This is a genomic window from Pseudomonas sp. MF6755 (genome assembly GCF_016405635.1).
Taxonomy (GTDB): domain Bacteria; phylum Pseudomonadota; class Gammaproteobacteria; order Pseudomonadales; family Pseudomonadaceae; genus Aquipseudomonas; species Aquipseudomonas haemolytica.
This window is the reverse complement of the sequence record NZ_JAEKDA010000001.1, coordinates 140628-155485: the sequence shown is the minus strand read 5'-3', so window position 1 is coordinate 155485 and position 14858 is coordinate 140628. Positions and strand designations below refer to the sequence as shown.

The 14858-nt window shown below is 59.5% G+C and carries 14 protein-coding genes; 6 read left to right on the top strand and 8 right to left on the bottom strand.

Annotated elements, in window-relative coordinates; translation table 11 throughout:
* Positions 1 to 18: 18 nt before the first annotated feature.
* The 3 genes from JFT66_RS00715 to gcl form a co-directional block, all read right to left on the bottom strand.
* Positions 19 to 909: a 2-hydroxy-3-oxopropionate reductase gene (locus tag JFT66_RS00715; RefSeq protein ID WP_153837817.1), complete on the bottom strand. Its 891-nt coding sequence runs from the start codon at positions 907 to 909 to the stop codon at positions 19 to 21.
* A 175-nt stretch (positions 910 to 1084) separates the two neighbouring features.
* The gene (hyi, locus tag JFT66_RS00710) at positions 1085 to 1867 is read right to left on the bottom strand and encodes a hydroxypyruvate isomerase (protein WP_153837818.1); all 783 of its coding nucleotides are present in this window, start codon (positions 1865 to 1867) and stop codon (positions 1085 to 1087) included.
* A 10-nt stretch (positions 1868 to 1877) separates the two neighbouring features.
* Positions 1878 to 3653 carry a glyoxylate carboligase gene (gcl, locus tag JFT66_RS00705; RefSeq protein WP_034118907.1) on the bottom strand — a complete coding sequence of 592 codons (1776 nt, stop codon included), beginning with the start codon at positions 3651 to 3653 and terminating at the stop codon, positions 1878 to 1880.
* 257 nt (positions 3654 to 3910) lie between these two features.
* Here gcl and JFT66_RS00700 point away from each other — a divergent pair, with 257 nt between their 5' ends.
* Positions 3911 to 4351 carry a GlcG/HbpS family heme-binding protein gene (locus JFT66_RS00700; protein ID WP_034118908.1) on the top strand — a complete coding sequence of 147 codons (441 nt, stop codon included), beginning with the start codon at positions 3911 to 3913 and terminating at the stop codon, positions 4349 to 4351.
* 136 nt (positions 4352 to 4487) lie between these two features.
* On the opposite strand, the gene JFT66_RS00695 is transcribed toward JFT66_RS00700, so the two are convergent.
* The gene (locus tag JFT66_RS00695) at positions 4488 to 4946 is read right to left on the bottom strand and encodes an REP-associated tyrosine transposase (RefSeq protein ID WP_034118909.1); all 459 of its coding nucleotides are present in this window, start codon (positions 4944 to 4946) and stop codon (positions 4488 to 4490) included.
* A gap of 211 nt (positions 4947 to 5157) precedes the next feature.
* Positions 5158 to 5763: a TetR/AcrR family transcriptional regulator gene (locus JFT66_RS00690; protein ID WP_198858593.1), complete on the bottom strand. Its 606-nt coding sequence runs from the start codon at positions 5761 to 5763 to the stop codon at positions 5158 to 5160.
* Positions 5764 to 5897: 134 nt separating this feature from the next.
* Between JFT66_RS00690 and JFT66_RS00685 the strand changes: the two genes are divergently transcribed.
* On the top strand, positions 5898 to 6812 hold the full coding sequence (locus JFT66_RS00685; RefSeq protein ID WP_198858592.1) for a DUF808 domain-containing protein: 915 nt from the start codon (positions 5898 to 5900) through the stop codon (positions 6810 to 6812).
* A gap of 56 nt (positions 6813 to 6868) precedes the next feature.
* Here JFT66_RS00685 and JFT66_RS00680 read toward each other — a convergent pair whose 3' ends face one another.
* Both JFT66_RS00680 and JFT66_RS00675 read right to left on the bottom strand, forming a co-directional pair.
* Positions 6869 to 7657, bottom strand: coding sequence for an MlaA family lipoprotein (locus tag JFT66_RS00680; protein WP_034118912.1), 789 nt, complete (start codon positions 7655 to 7657; stop codon positions 6869 to 6871).
* Positions 7650 to 8948 (bottom strand): serine/threonine protein kinase, encoded by a 1299-nt coding sequence (locus JFT66_RS00675; RefSeq protein WP_153870610.1) that lies wholly within the window; start codon positions 8946 to 8948, stop codon positions 7650 to 7652. Before JFT66_RS00675 ends, JFT66_RS00680 begins: the two co-directional genes overlap by 8 nt.
* A 234-nt stretch (positions 8949 to 9182) precedes the next feature.
* Here JFT66_RS00675 and JFT66_RS00670 point away from each other — a divergent pair, with 234 nt between their 5' ends.
* Complete coding sequence (locus tag JFT66_RS00670) at positions 9183 to 9551, top strand: hypothetical protein (RefSeq protein ID WP_034118914.1); 369 nt, start codon at positions 9183 to 9185, stop codon at positions 9549 to 9551.
* 107 nt (positions 9552 to 9658) lie between these two features.
* Here JFT66_RS00670 and JFT66_RS00665 read toward each other — a convergent pair whose 3' ends face one another.
* Complete coding sequence (locus JFT66_RS00665; RefSeq protein WP_198858591.1) at positions 9659 to 11212, bottom strand: glycoside hydrolase family 17 protein; 1554 nt, start codon at positions 11210 to 11212, stop codon at positions 9659 to 9661.
* Between the two features lie 333 nt (positions 11213 to 11545).
* On the opposite strand from JFT66_RS00665, the gene JFT66_RS00660 reads away from it, so the two are divergent.
* From JFT66_RS00660 to JFT66_RS00650, 3 genes are all read left to right on the top strand, one after another.
* Positions 11546 to 12397: a glycine betaine ABC transporter substrate-binding protein gene (locus JFT66_RS00660; RefSeq protein ID WP_034118915.1), complete on the top strand. Its 852-nt coding sequence runs from the start codon at positions 11546 to 11548 to the stop codon at positions 12395 to 12397.
* Between the two features lie 260 nt (positions 12398 to 12657).
* Positions 12658 to 12969 carry a DUF485 domain-containing protein gene (locus JFT66_RS00655; protein WP_034118916.1) on the top strand — a complete coding sequence of 104 codons (312 nt, stop codon included), beginning with the start codon at positions 12658 to 12660 and terminating at the stop codon, positions 12967 to 12969.
* Complete coding sequence (locus tag JFT66_RS00650; protein WP_034118917.1) at positions 12966 to 14624, top strand: cation acetate symporter; 1659 nt, start codon at positions 12966 to 12968, stop codon at positions 14622 to 14624. Before JFT66_RS00655 ends, JFT66_RS00650 begins: the two co-directional genes overlap by 4 nt.
* The last annotated feature ends 234 nt before the right edge of the window (positions 14625 to 14858 follow it).

Genomic DNA, 14858 nt, shown 5'->3' with positions numbered 1-14858 from the left:
ATTGCATTCCAAGGTGTCTTACTTCTCGCGAATCGAGAAATTGGCCATATGCTCCAGGCCCTTGATCAGCGCCGAGTGGTCCCAGTTACCGCCGCCAATCGCCGTGCAGGTGCTGAACACTTGCTGGGTGCCGGCGGTGTTGGGCAGGTTGATCCCCAGTTCCTTGGCGCCGGCCAATGCCAGGTTCAGGTCCTTCTGGTGCAGGTTGATACGGAAGCCCGGGTCGAAGGTGCCCTTGATCATTCGCTCGCCATGCACTTCCAGGATCTTCGACGACGCAAAGCCGCCCATCAGCGCTTCACGCACCTTGGCCGGGTCGGCACCGTTTTTTGCGGCGAACAGCAGCGCTTCAGCCACCGCCTGGATGTTCAGCGCGACGATGATCTGGTTGGCAACCTTGGCGGTCTGGCCATCGCCGTTGCCACCCACCAGGGTGATGTTCTTGCCCATGCTCTGGAACAGCCCCAGGGCGCGTTCGAAGGTCTGTGGCTCGCCACCGACCATGATGCTCAAGGTACCGGCCTTGGCGCCGACTTCACCGCCGGACACTGGCGCATCGAGGTACTGTGCGCCGCTCTGGTTGATCTTGGCGGCGAACGCTTTGGTCGCGGTGGGGGAGATCGAACTCATGTCGATCACCACTTTGTTCGGCGACAGGCCGGCGGCTACACCGTCGGCGCGGAACAGCACGTCATCGACCTGCGGGGTATCCGGGACCATCACAATGATGAACTCGGCTTCCTGGGCGACTTGTTGCGGGTTGGCCAGGGCGATGGCGCCGGCAGCGATCAGCTCGGCGGGAGCCTTGCCGTGGTGTTCCGAGAGAAACAGTTGGTGACCGGCTTTCTGCAGGTTAGCCGCCATGGGTTGGCCCATGATGCCGGTGCCGATAAATCCGATTTTAGCCATGATGAAAATCCTCTTGTTGTTAGGTCTACAGGCCTGGCACGGTCTGCTAAGCGCAGCAGATCCCCTGTGGGAGGGGGCTTGCTCCCGATAGCGGTGCATCAGTCGACACACCTGTTGAATGACAGATTGCTATCGGGAGCAAGCCCCCTCCCACATTGGTTTTGTGTTGTTTGTGTCAGATCGCGTTATGAGTTTTGAGCCAACCCAAACCCGCTTCGGTCGTGGTCAACGGCTTGTACTCACAGCCAACCCAACCCGTATAACCAATGCGGTCCAGATGCTCGAACAGGAAGCGATAGTTGATCTCCCCAGTCCCCGGCTCATTGCGCCCCGGGTTATCCGCCAGTTGGATATGGTTGATCTCACCCAGGTGCGCCGCCATGGTCCGCGCCAAGTCACCTTCCATGATTTGCATGTGATAGATGTCGTATTGCAGGAACAGGTTGTCACTGCCCACCTGTTCACGAATCGACAGGGCCTGGGCGGTGTTATTCAGGTAGAAGCCCGGGATGTCACGGGTGTTGATCATCTCCATCACCAGCTTGATGCCCACTGCCTGCAGCTTGTCGGCGGCGTACTTGAGGTTGGCGACAAAGGTCTTTTCCAGGGTTTCATCGTCCACACCTTGTGGCCGGATACCCGCCAGGCAGTTGACCTGGGTGTTGCCCAGTACCTGGGCGTAAGCGATGGCCAGCTTGACCCCGGCGCGAAACTCCTCGACCCGGTCCGGGTGGCAGGCCAGGCCGCGCTCACCCTTGGCCCAGTCACCGGCCGGCAAGTTGAACAGCACTTGGGTCAGGCCATTGGCATCGAGCTGCGCCTTGATCTCGGCGGAGCTCAATTCATACGGGAACAGGTATTCCACACCTTCGAAGCCGGCATCAGCGGCTGCCTTGAAGCGAGCAAGGAAGTCCTGTTCGGTGAACAGCATGGACAGGTTGGCGGCAAAGCGCGGCATAGGGTTCTCCTTAATCGAGCAGGGAAATGGCAGTCGGCGCATCGTTGCCGACCAAGGCCAGGTCTTCGAATTCATTGACGGCGTTGATCTCGGTGCCCATGGAAATATTGGTCACCCGCTCCAGAATAATCTCAACGATCACCGGCACCTTGAATTCTTCGATCATTTCCTGGGCGCGGCGCAAGGCTGGTTGGATCTGGCCTGGCTCGAACACACGCAGGGCCTTGCAACCCAGGCCTTCGGCGACCGCCACATGGTCGACGCCATAACCGTTGAGTTCCGGCGCATTGAGGTTGTCGAAGGACAGCTGCACGCAGTAGTCCATTTCAAAGCCGCGCTGGGCCTGGCGGATCAAGCCCAGGTAGGAGTTGTTCACCACCACGTGGATGTACGGCAGCTTGAACTGTGCCCCCACGGCCAGCTCTTCGATCATGAACTGGAAGTCGTAGTCGCCCGACAGCGCCACCACCTTGCGGCTCGGATCGGCCTTGACCACACCCAGCGCCGCCGGAATGGTCCAGCCCAATGGGCCGGCCTGGCCGCAGTTGATCCAGTGGCGTGGCTTGTACACATGCAGGAACTGCGCGCCGGCAATCTGCGACAAACCGATGGTGCTGACGTAGCAGGTGTCTTTGCCGAACACCTGGTTCATCTCTTCGTACACGCGTTGCGGCTTGACCGGTACGTTGTCGAAGTGCGTCTTGCGGTGCAGGGTGGCTTTGCGCTGCTGGCAGTCATGCAGCCAGGCGCTGCGGTCCTTGAGCTTGCCGGCGGCTTTCCATTCGCGGGCCACTTCAATGAACATCGTCAGCGCGGAACCGGCGTCGGACACAATGCCCAGGTCCGGGGTGAACACGCGTCCAATCTGCGTCGGCTCGATGTCGACGTGAATGAATTTTCGCCCTTCGGTGTACACCTCTACCGAACCGGTGTGGCGGTTGGCCCAGCGGTTACCGATGCCCAGCACCACGTCCGACTTGAGCATCGTTGCGTTGCCATAACGATGGGACGTTTGCAGGCCGACCATGCCCACCATCAGCGGGTGATCGTCGGGGATGGTGCCCCAGCCCATGAGGGTCGGGATCACTGGAATGCCGGTCAACTCGGCGAACTCCACCAGCAGCTCGCTGGCGTCGGCGTTGATCACGCCGCCACCGCTCACCAGCAATGGGCGTTCAGCCTGATCCAGCAGCGCCAGGGCTTTTTCGACCTGGATGCGCGTGGCCAAGGGCTTGGCCAGGGGCAGGGGCTGGTAGGCGTCGATGTCGAATTCGATCTCGGCCATCTGCACGTCGAATGGCAGGTCGATCAATACTGGGCCGGGGCGGCCGGAGCGCATTTCATAGAAGGCCTTCTGGAAGGCGTAGGGCACTTGGCCCGGTTCGAGAACGGTGGTCGCCCACTTGGTCACCGGCTTGACGATGCTGGTGATGTCCACGGCCTGGAAGTCTTCCTTGTGCATCCGGGCGCGGGGTGCTTGCCCGGTGATGCACAGGATCGGGATCGAGTCGGCCGAGGCGCTGTACAGGCCGGTGACCATGTCGGTGCCCGCCGGGCCGGAAGTGCCGATGCACACGCCGATATTGCCGGCCTTGGTGCGGGTGTAGCCCTCGGCCATGTGCGAGGCGCCTTCAACGTGGCGAGCAAGGACGTGATCGATGCCACCCACCTTCTGCAAGGCCGAATACAAGGGGTTGATCGCGGCGCCTGGGATACCGAAGGCGGTATCCACACCTTCACGGCGCATCACCAGGACGGCGGCTTCGATTGCTCTCATTTTGCTCATGGTTTTGGTGCCTCTTGCGTTTTGTAATTGTATACAAGTGGTGTTTGTCCAAAGTGTATTCACGGCGGGCTGCGCAGGTCAATGCATTTTGTAAACTGACCTTTGCGTTGGTCGGAACGGCTTTTTTAGACGTATGGAGCTTATGTTGGAAAATATTGTATACAAAAATAAAACTGATTGTGTTCTATTTGTTTGATCGAGCATCTGATCAAACAGAACTCCACCGCTTTACCCATAACAAGATGAGGACGGCACCTATGAGCGCTTTAACCTTGAAACTCGCCACCCAACTGGCCAGCCAGGCCCTTACCGCAGGCCGCACGATTTCTGCTGCGCCGTTGACCATTGCGGTACTCGACAGTGGTGGCCACCTGATCACCCTGCAGCGTGAAGACGGCGCCAGCCTGCTGCGCCCGCAAATCGCCATCGGCAAGGCCTGGGGCGCAATTGCCCTGGGCAAAGGCTCACGCTTGCTGGCACTGGACGCGCAGCAACGGCCGGCGTTTATTGCTGCGTTGAATAGCCTGGGGCAGGGCAGCGTGGTGCCGGCACCGGGTGGGGTGTTGATTCGCGATCAGGCGGGGTTGGTGTTGGGGGCGATCGGGATCAGTGGGGATACGTCGGATATTGATGAGCAGTGTGCGATCACGGCGATCGAGGGGGTGGGGTTGATGGCGGATGCGGGGGTGTCTGCCTGATACTTCAGTGACTGGCAGGGCCTCTTCGCGAGCAAGCCCGCTCCCACATTTTGTCTGTATTCACAAATAGATATCTGTGAACCCAATCCAATGTGGGGGCGGGCTTGCTCGCGAAGGGGGCAGCTCGGTCTCGGCGCTATACCCAAACCGCATCCCACAGCGGATAGTCGCCAATCCGCTTCACCAAACCGGCCCGCAGAGGATTGGCCACCACATACCTGGCCATTTTTACCAGATCGTCTTCCTTGCGCAGTGTTCGGTCATGAAAGCTGGTTTGCCAAAGACGCCCTTTGCGGCCTGTGGCACCGTTCACAGTTCGGGTGCTTTTGGATTTCACTTGGCACAGCAGATCTCCCAGCGAGCCTTTTTTCAGTTCGATCAGCCAGTGGAAATGATCAGGCATAACCACCCAGGCCAGGGAGTTAGCCAGCCCTTGGTACTGGGCCAACCTGAATTGCCAGACCACCAACCTACCTAAGTGAAAGTCACTGAATATCGGTACACGTTCGTGGGTGTTGGTGGTGATTAGGTAGATGCGATTTGATTCGCTGAACCGGCCGATGCGCAGACGATGTGAGCTAGCGTGACCAAGCATTCCATTGCCTCTCTTCAGATAGTGTTCTGAGAGGCTAGAGCTGGGTGGTTGATGCTGATTGACAGGCTTTTGGCAGGATGTGTCTGGGAGGGCGCTTTCGCGAGCAAGCCCGCTCCCACATGGGCTCAGCGGCGTTAATACAATGTGTGTCCGGAACCCAATCCAATGTGGGAGCGGGCTTGCTCGCGAATAGCACAGGCACCACGGCCCCTCAGTCCAGCTCACACCCCTTGAGCACCAACCGAATAATCGTCTGCGCCGCCGCCTCATAGTCGGCCTCATCCAACTTGGCCTTGCCGGTGACCGCCGAGATCTGCCAGTCAAAATCCGCATAGGTCTGGGTTGCTGCCCAGATGCTGAACATCAGGTGGTTAGGGTCAATGGTGGCAATCAAGCCACGGTCCACCCAGTTCTGGATGCAATCGATGTTGTGCTTGGCCTGGGCGTTTAGCTGGTCAACCTGCTCGGTGCTCAGGTGCGGGGCGCCGTGCATGATTTCGCTGGCGAATACCTTGGAGGCGAAGGGCAGGTCACGGGAAATGCGGATTTTCGAGCGGATGTAATTGCTCAGCACCTCCTTGGGCTCGCCGTCCGGGTTGAACGGCGTGGAGGCGGCCAGGATCGGCTCGATAATGCTCTCGAGCACCTCGCGGTAGAGGTTGTCCTTGGACTTGAAGTAGTAGTAGACGTTGGGCTTGGGCAGCCCGGCCTTGGCGGCGATATCGCTGGTCTTGGTCGCGGCGAAGCCCTTGTCGGCAAACTCCTCGCTCGCCGCCCGCAGGATTTTTTCTTTGTTGCGCTCGCGAATGCTGCTCATAAACCAGAGATTTCCTTGCCATGACAGGCGGTTGCGCATGGTAGCACCGGCCATCCGGGTGCCTCAACAATCTGCCCATAACGCCTTGCGCCGCGCTATGCTCGCCCGATCTCCCCCTTACGGATACTTGATTCATGGCAGGAAGCAGCTTGTTGGTACTGATCGACGATATCGCCGCGGTTCTTGATGACGTCGCACTGATGACAAAAATGGCGGCAAAGAAGACCGCCGGTGTACTGGGTGACGACCTGGCACTCAATGCCCAGCAAGTTTCCGGTGTGCGCGCCGAGCGGGAAATTCCGGTGGTGTGGGCGGTGGCCAAGGGCTCGTTTATCAACAAGTTGATCCTGGTGCCCGCCGCGCTGTTGATCAGCGCCTTTGCCCCGTGGGCGGTAACGCCGCTGTTGATGCTTGGCGGCGCGTACCTGTGTTTTGAAGGCTTCGAGAAACTCGCGCATAAATTCCTGCACAGCAAGGCCGAGGATCAGGCCGAACATGCGCAGTTGGTCGAAGCCGTGGCCGACCCGGCGACCGATCTGGTGGCCTTTGAAAAGGGCAAGATCAAAGGCGCGATCCGCACCGACTTTATCCTCTCGGCGGAAATCATCGCCATCACCCTCGGCACCGTGGCCGACGCGCCGTTGATGCAGCAGGTGATCGTGCTGTCGGGCATTGCGATCGTCATGACCGTGGGCGTCTACGGGCTGGTGGCCGGTATCGTCAAGCTGGACGATTTGGGCCTGTGGCTCACCCAGAAGCCTGGCCAGGCGGCGCGCAGTATTGGCGGCGCAATCTTGCGGGCAGCACCGTACATGATGAAGAGCCTGTCGGTGATTGGCACGGCGGCGATGTTCCTGGTAGGCGGCGGGATTCTCACCCATGGCGTGCCGGTGGTGCATCACTGGATCGAAACGGTCAGCCAGGGCGCGGGCGGGGTGGCGTGGCTGGTACCGACGCTGCTCAATGGTGTGGCGGGGATTATCGCTGGGGCGGTGGTGCTGGCAGTGGTCGCAGTGGTCGGCAAGGCGTGGAAAGCGCTGAAGGCTTGATGCTGACGGCAATAAAAAAGGCCATTCATTCGAATGGCCTTTTTAGTGGGCGTTTGTTACTCGGCAATCTGCAACTTGCGCGATTCCGTATAGATATACCGCACCTTCTCATACTCGAACGGCGAGTTCATCTGACCGTAGCGGAAGCTGGTCTGGTAGCGCTTGTCCACCGCGCGCAGGGCCCAGATTTCCGGGTGGTTGGAGCTGACTTCGGACACGTTGAGGAAGTTGATCTGGGTTTCGGCGCCGTAGTCGACGATCAGGCCGGTGGTGTCACGCAGGTTCGAGGGGCCGAAAATCGGCAGTACCACGTACGCGCCGCCGGGCACGCCGTAGAAACCCAGGGTCTGGCCGAAGTCTTCGCTCTGGCGCGGCAGGCCCATGGCGGTGGCCGGGTCCCACAGGCCGGCGACGCCGATGGTGGTGTTGACCAGCAGGCGCCCGGTGGTTTCCAGGGAGCGGTGGCCCTTGAGTTGCAGCAGGCTGTTCAACAGGTTGGGCACGTCGCCCAGGTTGTTGAAGAAGTTGCTCACGCCGGTGCGCAGGAAACTCGGTGTGACATAACGGTAGCCATTGACCACTGGCAGGAACACCCACTGGTCGAAGCGGTAGTTGAAGTGGTACACGCGGCGGTTCCACGACTCCAACGGGTCATACACGTTGAGGGCGGTCAGCGATGAGCGTTCAAACTCGCGCTGGTCCAGGCCCGGGTTGAACTTGAGCTTGGTCAGCGGCTCCTTGAAGCCGTCAGTATCGACCTTGACCGGTTCATGGGCCTTGCTGTTGTCGGCATTGGCCACGCCTGCGCACATCAGTGCGGCAAGCAGCAGAAGATATTTAGCCACGGAAGAACTCCAGCATGGCGTCGGCGTTGACGCGGTAATTGAGGTTGCCGCAGTGGCCGCCCAGCGGGTAGACGGTCAAGCGATCGCCGAAGGTTTTACGCAGGAAACCCAGGTCGCCAGGGCCGAGGATCACGTCGTCGGCGTTGTGCATCACGGCGATTTTCGGGCTGTCGCGCAGGTAGTCCTTGAGGGCGTACAGGCTGACCTGGTCGATCAGTTGCAGCAGGCTGCCGCCGTCGGAGCGGGCGCGCCACATCGGGATCACTTGTTCGGTGAGGTAGCAGTCGAAGTCGCATTGCAGCGCACGCTTGAGGAACGGCGTGAGGCTGGTGCCTTCGGTGATTGGATACTTCGGAGGAATGATCAGGCCGCGGCGGTTGATCAGGTCCGAGGTGAAGGCGATGTCGGCTGCCGAAAAGCGGAACGAGGTGCCGATCAGCATGGCCATCTGTTCGTTGCTCAGGTGCTGCTTGGACTGCTGGAAGTCATAGAGCAGCGCATCGTTGAGATCGATGTAGCCTTTTTGCTGGAAGTAACGCGTCAGTTTGCTCAACACCAGCTCATAGAAGGTGGTGGTGTTGTTGATGCCCTTGACCTCGGTCTGTACCAGCTTGTCGAGGTTGGTAATCGAGGTGTAGAGGTTGACCGGCGGGTTGAGCAGCAGCACTTTCTTGAAGTTGAAGCTGCGACGGGTCTCGTCCAGCTTGCTCACAAACGCTGCATCCAGGGCGCCGAGGCTGTAGCCGGTGAGGTAAAAGTCGGTCACCGGCAACGAGGCGTTCTGTGCGCGCACGGCTTGCATCACGCGGTACATGTCTTCGGCGTCTTCCTGGGTGATACCCGGGGTGGCGAAGCGTGAAGCGGCGCTGATGAAGTCGAAGCTGGTAGGCGATGACAGCTGCACCACATGGTAGCCGGCCTGGTAATACAGCTTTTTCAGGTATTCGTTGATGCTGCTGTCAAACCGCGCGCCGGTGCCGGCGATCAGGAAGATCAGCGGCGCGGCGCGGTCCTGCTTGGCAATGCGGTAGGTGAGTTTTTTCACCGCCCAGAAGTTGTCCGGCAGGCTGAACTCGCGCTCGGGGCGCATATTCAAGGTGTAATCGGATTGGTTGATCTCGTCGTCAGTCGGCAGTTTTGGCCGAAGGTCGGGGGGGGTGGTGGCGATGGTCGCTTCGAACGGATTGGTCAAAGGGTAGCCATAGCTGGCTGCGTCGATATCGACCGCCAGTGCTGACGCACTCAAAAATAGGCTGCCCAGCAAGGCAGCACAGCGCAAGGAACGGAGCATGACTTAATCCCTAAGAGGAAACGTGCTGAATGAAGTTCGCAGGCTATGACCACCGCGTTGCCACCGAAGTGCCAGCCTGCGGCACGAAAAGTCGGAAAAAGCGTCGGAATCGGGGTAATAGTTGCCAGAAGATACACTTTGCCAGGCTATGTTGAATAGATATCTGCGCTAACACCTTGCTAACGGCCGCTGTGGGATTAAGCTGAGCGCCGTTTTTGCCTATCGGAGTGCCCCATGTCTCGTCGTTTGCCGTTGATCCTGCTGCTTATTGCCCTGCCGTTATGGCTGGCCGCCAGTTATGCCGCACGCTACGGCTTTATGGAGGATGGACAGTGGGTTGGGCTATGTGCTGATGAGGCCAGCCGCTGGGAATGCCAGGTGCGTTCGAACCTGGGGCTGATGATTCACTTCAAGGTGCTGGGGTGGGCAGCGCTGGTGACGTCGGTGCTGGCGTTTTTCGTGCCGGGGCGTACCGGTTGGGCCTTGGCGGTGCTGGGGATGGTGTTCGGGTTTCCGGCATTGGCGTTGTACAACACCACGTTTGCGGTGTTTGCCGTGGTGATTGCGGGGTTGCGGTTGGTCCGCAAGTCGCGGGGCGCCTGATAGGGCCTCTTCGCGAGCAAGCCCGCTCCCACATGTTGTCTGTATTCACAAATAGAAATCTGTGAACCCAATCCAATGTGGGAGCGGGCTTGCTCGCGAAAGCGGTCTTAAGCCTTGCGCACCCGCAAGCAACGCCACAAGGCTACAACCATGAGCAAGCTGACCACTGCCCAACCCCATGCCTGCTGATTCATCAAGCCTTCACGGTACAACTGCGGCGCAATACCGGCACCGACAATGAAGGTCAGCAGTGCAATCTCCCGACGCGGTCCAGTCACTGGGCGTACCAGATACACCAGGGCCGGCAGCACCAGCGCCGCGCTCGGGAAGCTGCGATAACGCGGGTCAAACACCAGCGCCAACATCATCACCGCCCCCGCAAACCCGGCGATTGCCACCAGCCAGCCTGCGCGCTGCTCCAGCCAGTCGAATGCTCGCTCGCGCCAGCCTTCGCGGGCGCTCAGGGCCAGGGCGGCATGGGCCAGCACCAGCAGGTTCAACACCACCAGCAAGCCCGCCCACACCCATTCATCGTTGAAGCGTGCGGTGACGCGGGTCAATTCGGCCCAGGTGCCGATGGAGCAGGCTGCGACGGCACCGAGCAACGGCAGCATCAATGCGCAGCGCATGCTGCGAACGCGGCCGCCGAGCACCAGGGTGCCGAGCAGGATGAGCCCGCCCACCCCCAGCCACAGCGGCCAGTAGGGCACATTGGTTACGGGGCCGGCGAGGATGCCTTTGTCCTGGCGGTCTGCATCGAACAGCCCCCAGTAACCGCCGACGGCGCCTTCACTCGCACGTTTCCATGGCTGGTCAAAGGCCTCGATCAGGTTGTAGCGCCAGCCATTGGCTTCGGCCATGGCCACGAAACCACGCATGAACTTGGCTTCATTGACCCGGCTTGGCACGGCGGTTTCGCGCTGGCGGCCTTCGCTGGGCCAGCCGGTCTCGCCGATCACGATGTCCTTGGGTGCGAACTTGTGGCCAAAGGTCTGGCGTACATCACCCACGTGCTTGAGCGCCTGGTCGATGCCGGACGGATCATCTTCCCAATACGGCAGCAGGTGAATCGTCAGGAAGTCCACCGCCGGGGCGATTTGCGGGTGTTGCAACCAGAATTCCCAGACATCGGCATAGGTGACCGGCTGCTTGATCTGGCTTTTGACCTTATGGATCAGCGCCACCAGCTGCTTGGCGGTGACTTCCTTGCGCAACAGCGCTTCGTTGCCGACGATCACCGAGGTGACGATGTCGGGATAGGCGTTGGCGGAAGCGATCAGCTCGTTGATTTCCTTTTCGGTCGCCACGGGGTCACTGCTGACCCAGGCCCCGGCCATCACCGTCAAGCCATGCTTGCGCGCCAGCTCCGGCAAGGCTTCCAGACCGGTCATGGAATAGGTGCGAATGCATTCAAAGCGCGTGGCGAGCAGTGCCAGGTCGGCGTCGATGCGTTCGGGGCGCAGCTTGAACGGCTGGTCGAACGGAGATTGGTCCTTGTCGAACGGCGTGTAGGACGCACATTGCATCTTATGGCTGGCGCTGGCGACGTCCGGCAACACCACTGGCCGGCCGAGGCCGTACCAATAGCCGACAAGGGCAAGCAGGCCTAGGATCAAGGCAAGAAAATAGGGCAGGGCAGGGAAGCGGGCAGTCGCGGGCATGGTCGGCTTATCTGGGGGAGCAAAGGCGCGCATCTTACCTGCAATTGGCGCATCCCAGTGGGGCCGCATAGTTTTGACATGCAAAGTTCGGGCGGGATTCTGACGTCAAGTCCTAGGAAGTATCTTGCTGGCTATGTGATGTCGTTCCTTGCTTAGCCGAGGTCGCTGACAGAGCAGGTTCATGGATCCGGCAGGTTGATGATCGAAGTGTCAGCACTCCACTGATGTCTTGAGCAACCGGATCGATGCGCGTGAAGGGGGCGCGGTGCACCCTATAACAACAGATTGACGTCGCTCGGCATCCGTCGGGCGCAGCACTTTCGGGGAAGTACTATGAAGATGCGACGACTCTTGGGCGCAGCTGCCACTCTGGTAGTTGCGATGGGCTCCACACTGGCCAGCGCCGACAGCAAGACCCTGAGCATCGGCTACGTAGACGGTTGGTCCGACAGCGTGGCCACCACCCACGTGGCAGCAGAAGTAATCAAGGAAAAGCTTGGCTACGACGTGAAACTGCAAGCCGTCGCCACCGGGATCATGTGGCAGGGCGTTGCCACCGGCAAACTCGACGCCATGCTTTCCGCCTGGCTGCCCGTGACCCACGGTGAATACTGGGCCAAGAACAAGGACAAGGTGGTCGACTATGGCCCCAATTTCAAGGATGCGAAGATCGGCTTGATCGTGCCGGAGTACGTCAAGGCCAAGTCCATCGAAGACCTCAAGACCGATACCACCTTCAAGAACAAGATCGTCGGCATCGACGCGGGCTCAGGCGTGATGCTCAAGACCGACGAAGCGATCAAGCAATATGGCCTGGACTACAAACTGCAAGCCAGCTCGGGCGCGGCGATGATCGCCGAACTGACCCGCGCCGAAGACAAACAGGAATCCATTGCGGTGACCGGTTGGGTGCCGCACTGGATGTTCGCCAAGTGGAAACTGCGTTTCCTGGACGACCCTAAAGGGATTTATGGTGCTGCTGAATCCGTCAACAGCATCGGCAGCAAGGGCCTGGAGAAGAAAGCGCCGGAAGTCGCGGCCTTCCTGAAGAAATTCCAGTGGGCCTCCAAGGATGAGATCGGCGAAGTCATGCTCGCTATTCAAGAGGGCGCCAAGCCAGACGCAGCGGCCAAGGATTGGGTCGCCAAGCACCCTGAGCGTGTGGCGCAGTGGATTGCTAAATAACCCTGCCGCTTGATGCAGTCCCTGTGGGAGGGGGCTTGCTCCCGATAGCGGTGTGCCAGTCAATGCAAATTTGACTGACGCACCGCTATCGGGAGCAAGCCCCCTCCCACGTTAGTTTTGTACCGCCTCAAATTTTTCTGTGCACCCGCTAACCCTCGCTACACTCCCTCTACTACTAAGGTCGTCTGGAACCTGTTCCGCAGCCGCATACAGTGGATACGTTCCAATAATAAAAAAGCTGTGCTGCGAGGATAAAAACAATGAACGACAGCATTTACCTCTCGATTCAAAACAGCCCGCGTTTCAAGGAGCTGGTTAGAAAAAGGGAAAGGTTCGCCTGGATTCTCTCGGCGATCATGCTAGGGCTTTACTCCGGTTTCATCCTGTTGATTGCCTACGGGCCACAAATACTGGGTGCCAAACTCAGCCCCGGTTCATCCATCACCTGGGGCATCCCTATCGGGGTTGGGCTGATTGTGTCGGCCTTCATCCTCACCGGCATCTATGTACGCCGCGCCAACGGCGAATTCGACGACCTGAACAATGCGATTCTCAAGGAGGCTGCGCAATGATCCGTCGTCTATTGGCTGTACTCGGCGCTTCAGTCATTGCGCCTGCCGTTTGGGCGGCAGATGCATTGACCGGTGAAGTGCACAAGCAACCGCTGAACATTGCAGCGATCCTGATGTTCGTGGCCTTTGTCGGCGCGACGTTGTGCATCACCTACTGGGCGTCCAAGCGCAACAAGTCGGCGGCCGACTACTATGCGGCCGGCGGCAAGATCACCGGTTTCCAGAACGGCCTGGCGATCGCTGGCGACTACATGTCTGCCGCGTCCTTCCTGGGTATTTCCGCACTGGTGTTCACCTCCGGCTACGACGGCCTGATCTACTCGATCGGCTTCCTGGTGGGCTGGCCGATCATTCTGTTCCTGATCGCCGAGCGCCTGCGTAACCTGGGCAAGTACACCTTTGCCGACGTGGCGTCCTATCGCCTCGGGCAAACCCAGATCCGCAGCCTGTCGGCATGTGGTTCGCTGGTGGTGGTGGCGTTCTACCTGATCGCGCAGATGGTAGGCGCGGGCAAACTGATCCAGCTGCTGTTCGGCCTGGACTACCATGTGGCAGTGATCCTGGTCGGCATCCTGATGTGCATGTATGTGTTGTTCGGCGGCATGCTGGCGACCACCTGGGTGCAGATCATCAAGGCGGTGCTGTTGCTGTCGGGGGCCTCGTTCATGGCGTTGATGGTGATGAAGCACGTCAACTTCGACTTCAACACGCTGTTTTCCGAGGCGATCAAGGTTCACCCTAAAGGTGAAGCGATCATGAGCCCGGGCGGCCTGGTCAAGGATCCGATCTCGGCGTTCTCCCTGGGCCTGGCCCTGATGTTCGGTACCGCTGGCCTGCCGCACATCCTGATGCGCTTCTTCACTGTAAGCGACGCCAAGGAAGCGCGTAAGAGCGTGCTGTATGCCACGGGCTTCATCGGCTACTTCTATATCCTGACCTTTATCATCGGCTTCGGCGCGATTCTGCTGGTCAGCACCAACCCGGCGTTCAAGGATGCGGCAGGCGCCTTGCTCGGGGGTAACAACATGGCGGCGGTGCACCTGGCCAACGCGGTGGGGGGCAGTATCTTCCTGGGCTTCATCTCGGCCGTGGCGTTTGCCACTATCCTCGCGGTGGTTGCTGGCTTGACCCTGGCCGGTGCTTCGGCGGTGTCCCATGACCTGTATGCCAGCGTGATCAAGAAAGGCAAGGCCAACGAGAAGGATGAGATTCGCGTGTCGAAGATCACCACCATCGCCCTGGCAGTGCTGGCGATTGGCTTGGGTATCCTGTTCGAAAGCCAGAACATTGCGTTCATGGTCGGCCTGGCGTTCTCGATTGCTGCCAGCTGTAACTTCCCGGTGCTGCTGCTTTCCATGTACTGGAAAAACCTCACCACCCGTGGCGCCATGATCGGCGGCTGGCTGGGCTTGATCAGTGCCGTGGGCCTGATGATCCTTGGTCCGACCATCTGGGTCTCGATCCTGCACCATGAAAAAGCCATCTTCCCGTATGAATACCCGGCGCTGTTTTCGATGATCATTGCGTTCGTCGGCATCTGGTTCTTCTCCATCACCGACAAGTCGGCGGCGGCAGAGAAAGAGCGTGCGCTGTACTTCCCGCAGTTTGTGCGTTCGCAGACTGGCCTGGGGGCGAGCGGGGCGGTTAACCACTAAGGTAGTAGCTCAATAAGAAATGCCCCGGTCGAAAGGCCGGGGTATTTTTTTGCCTGAAAATCTGTAGTGGGTGGGCTGGCCTCATCGGGAGCAAGCCCCCTCCCACATTTGACTGTGTTCACAAGTTGAAATCTGTGAACCCAATCCAGTGTGGGAGGGGGCTTGCTCCCGATGGCGGTACACCAGGCACCACACATAAAAACGGCCTCCACTGAGGGAGGCCGTTTTCAGTAC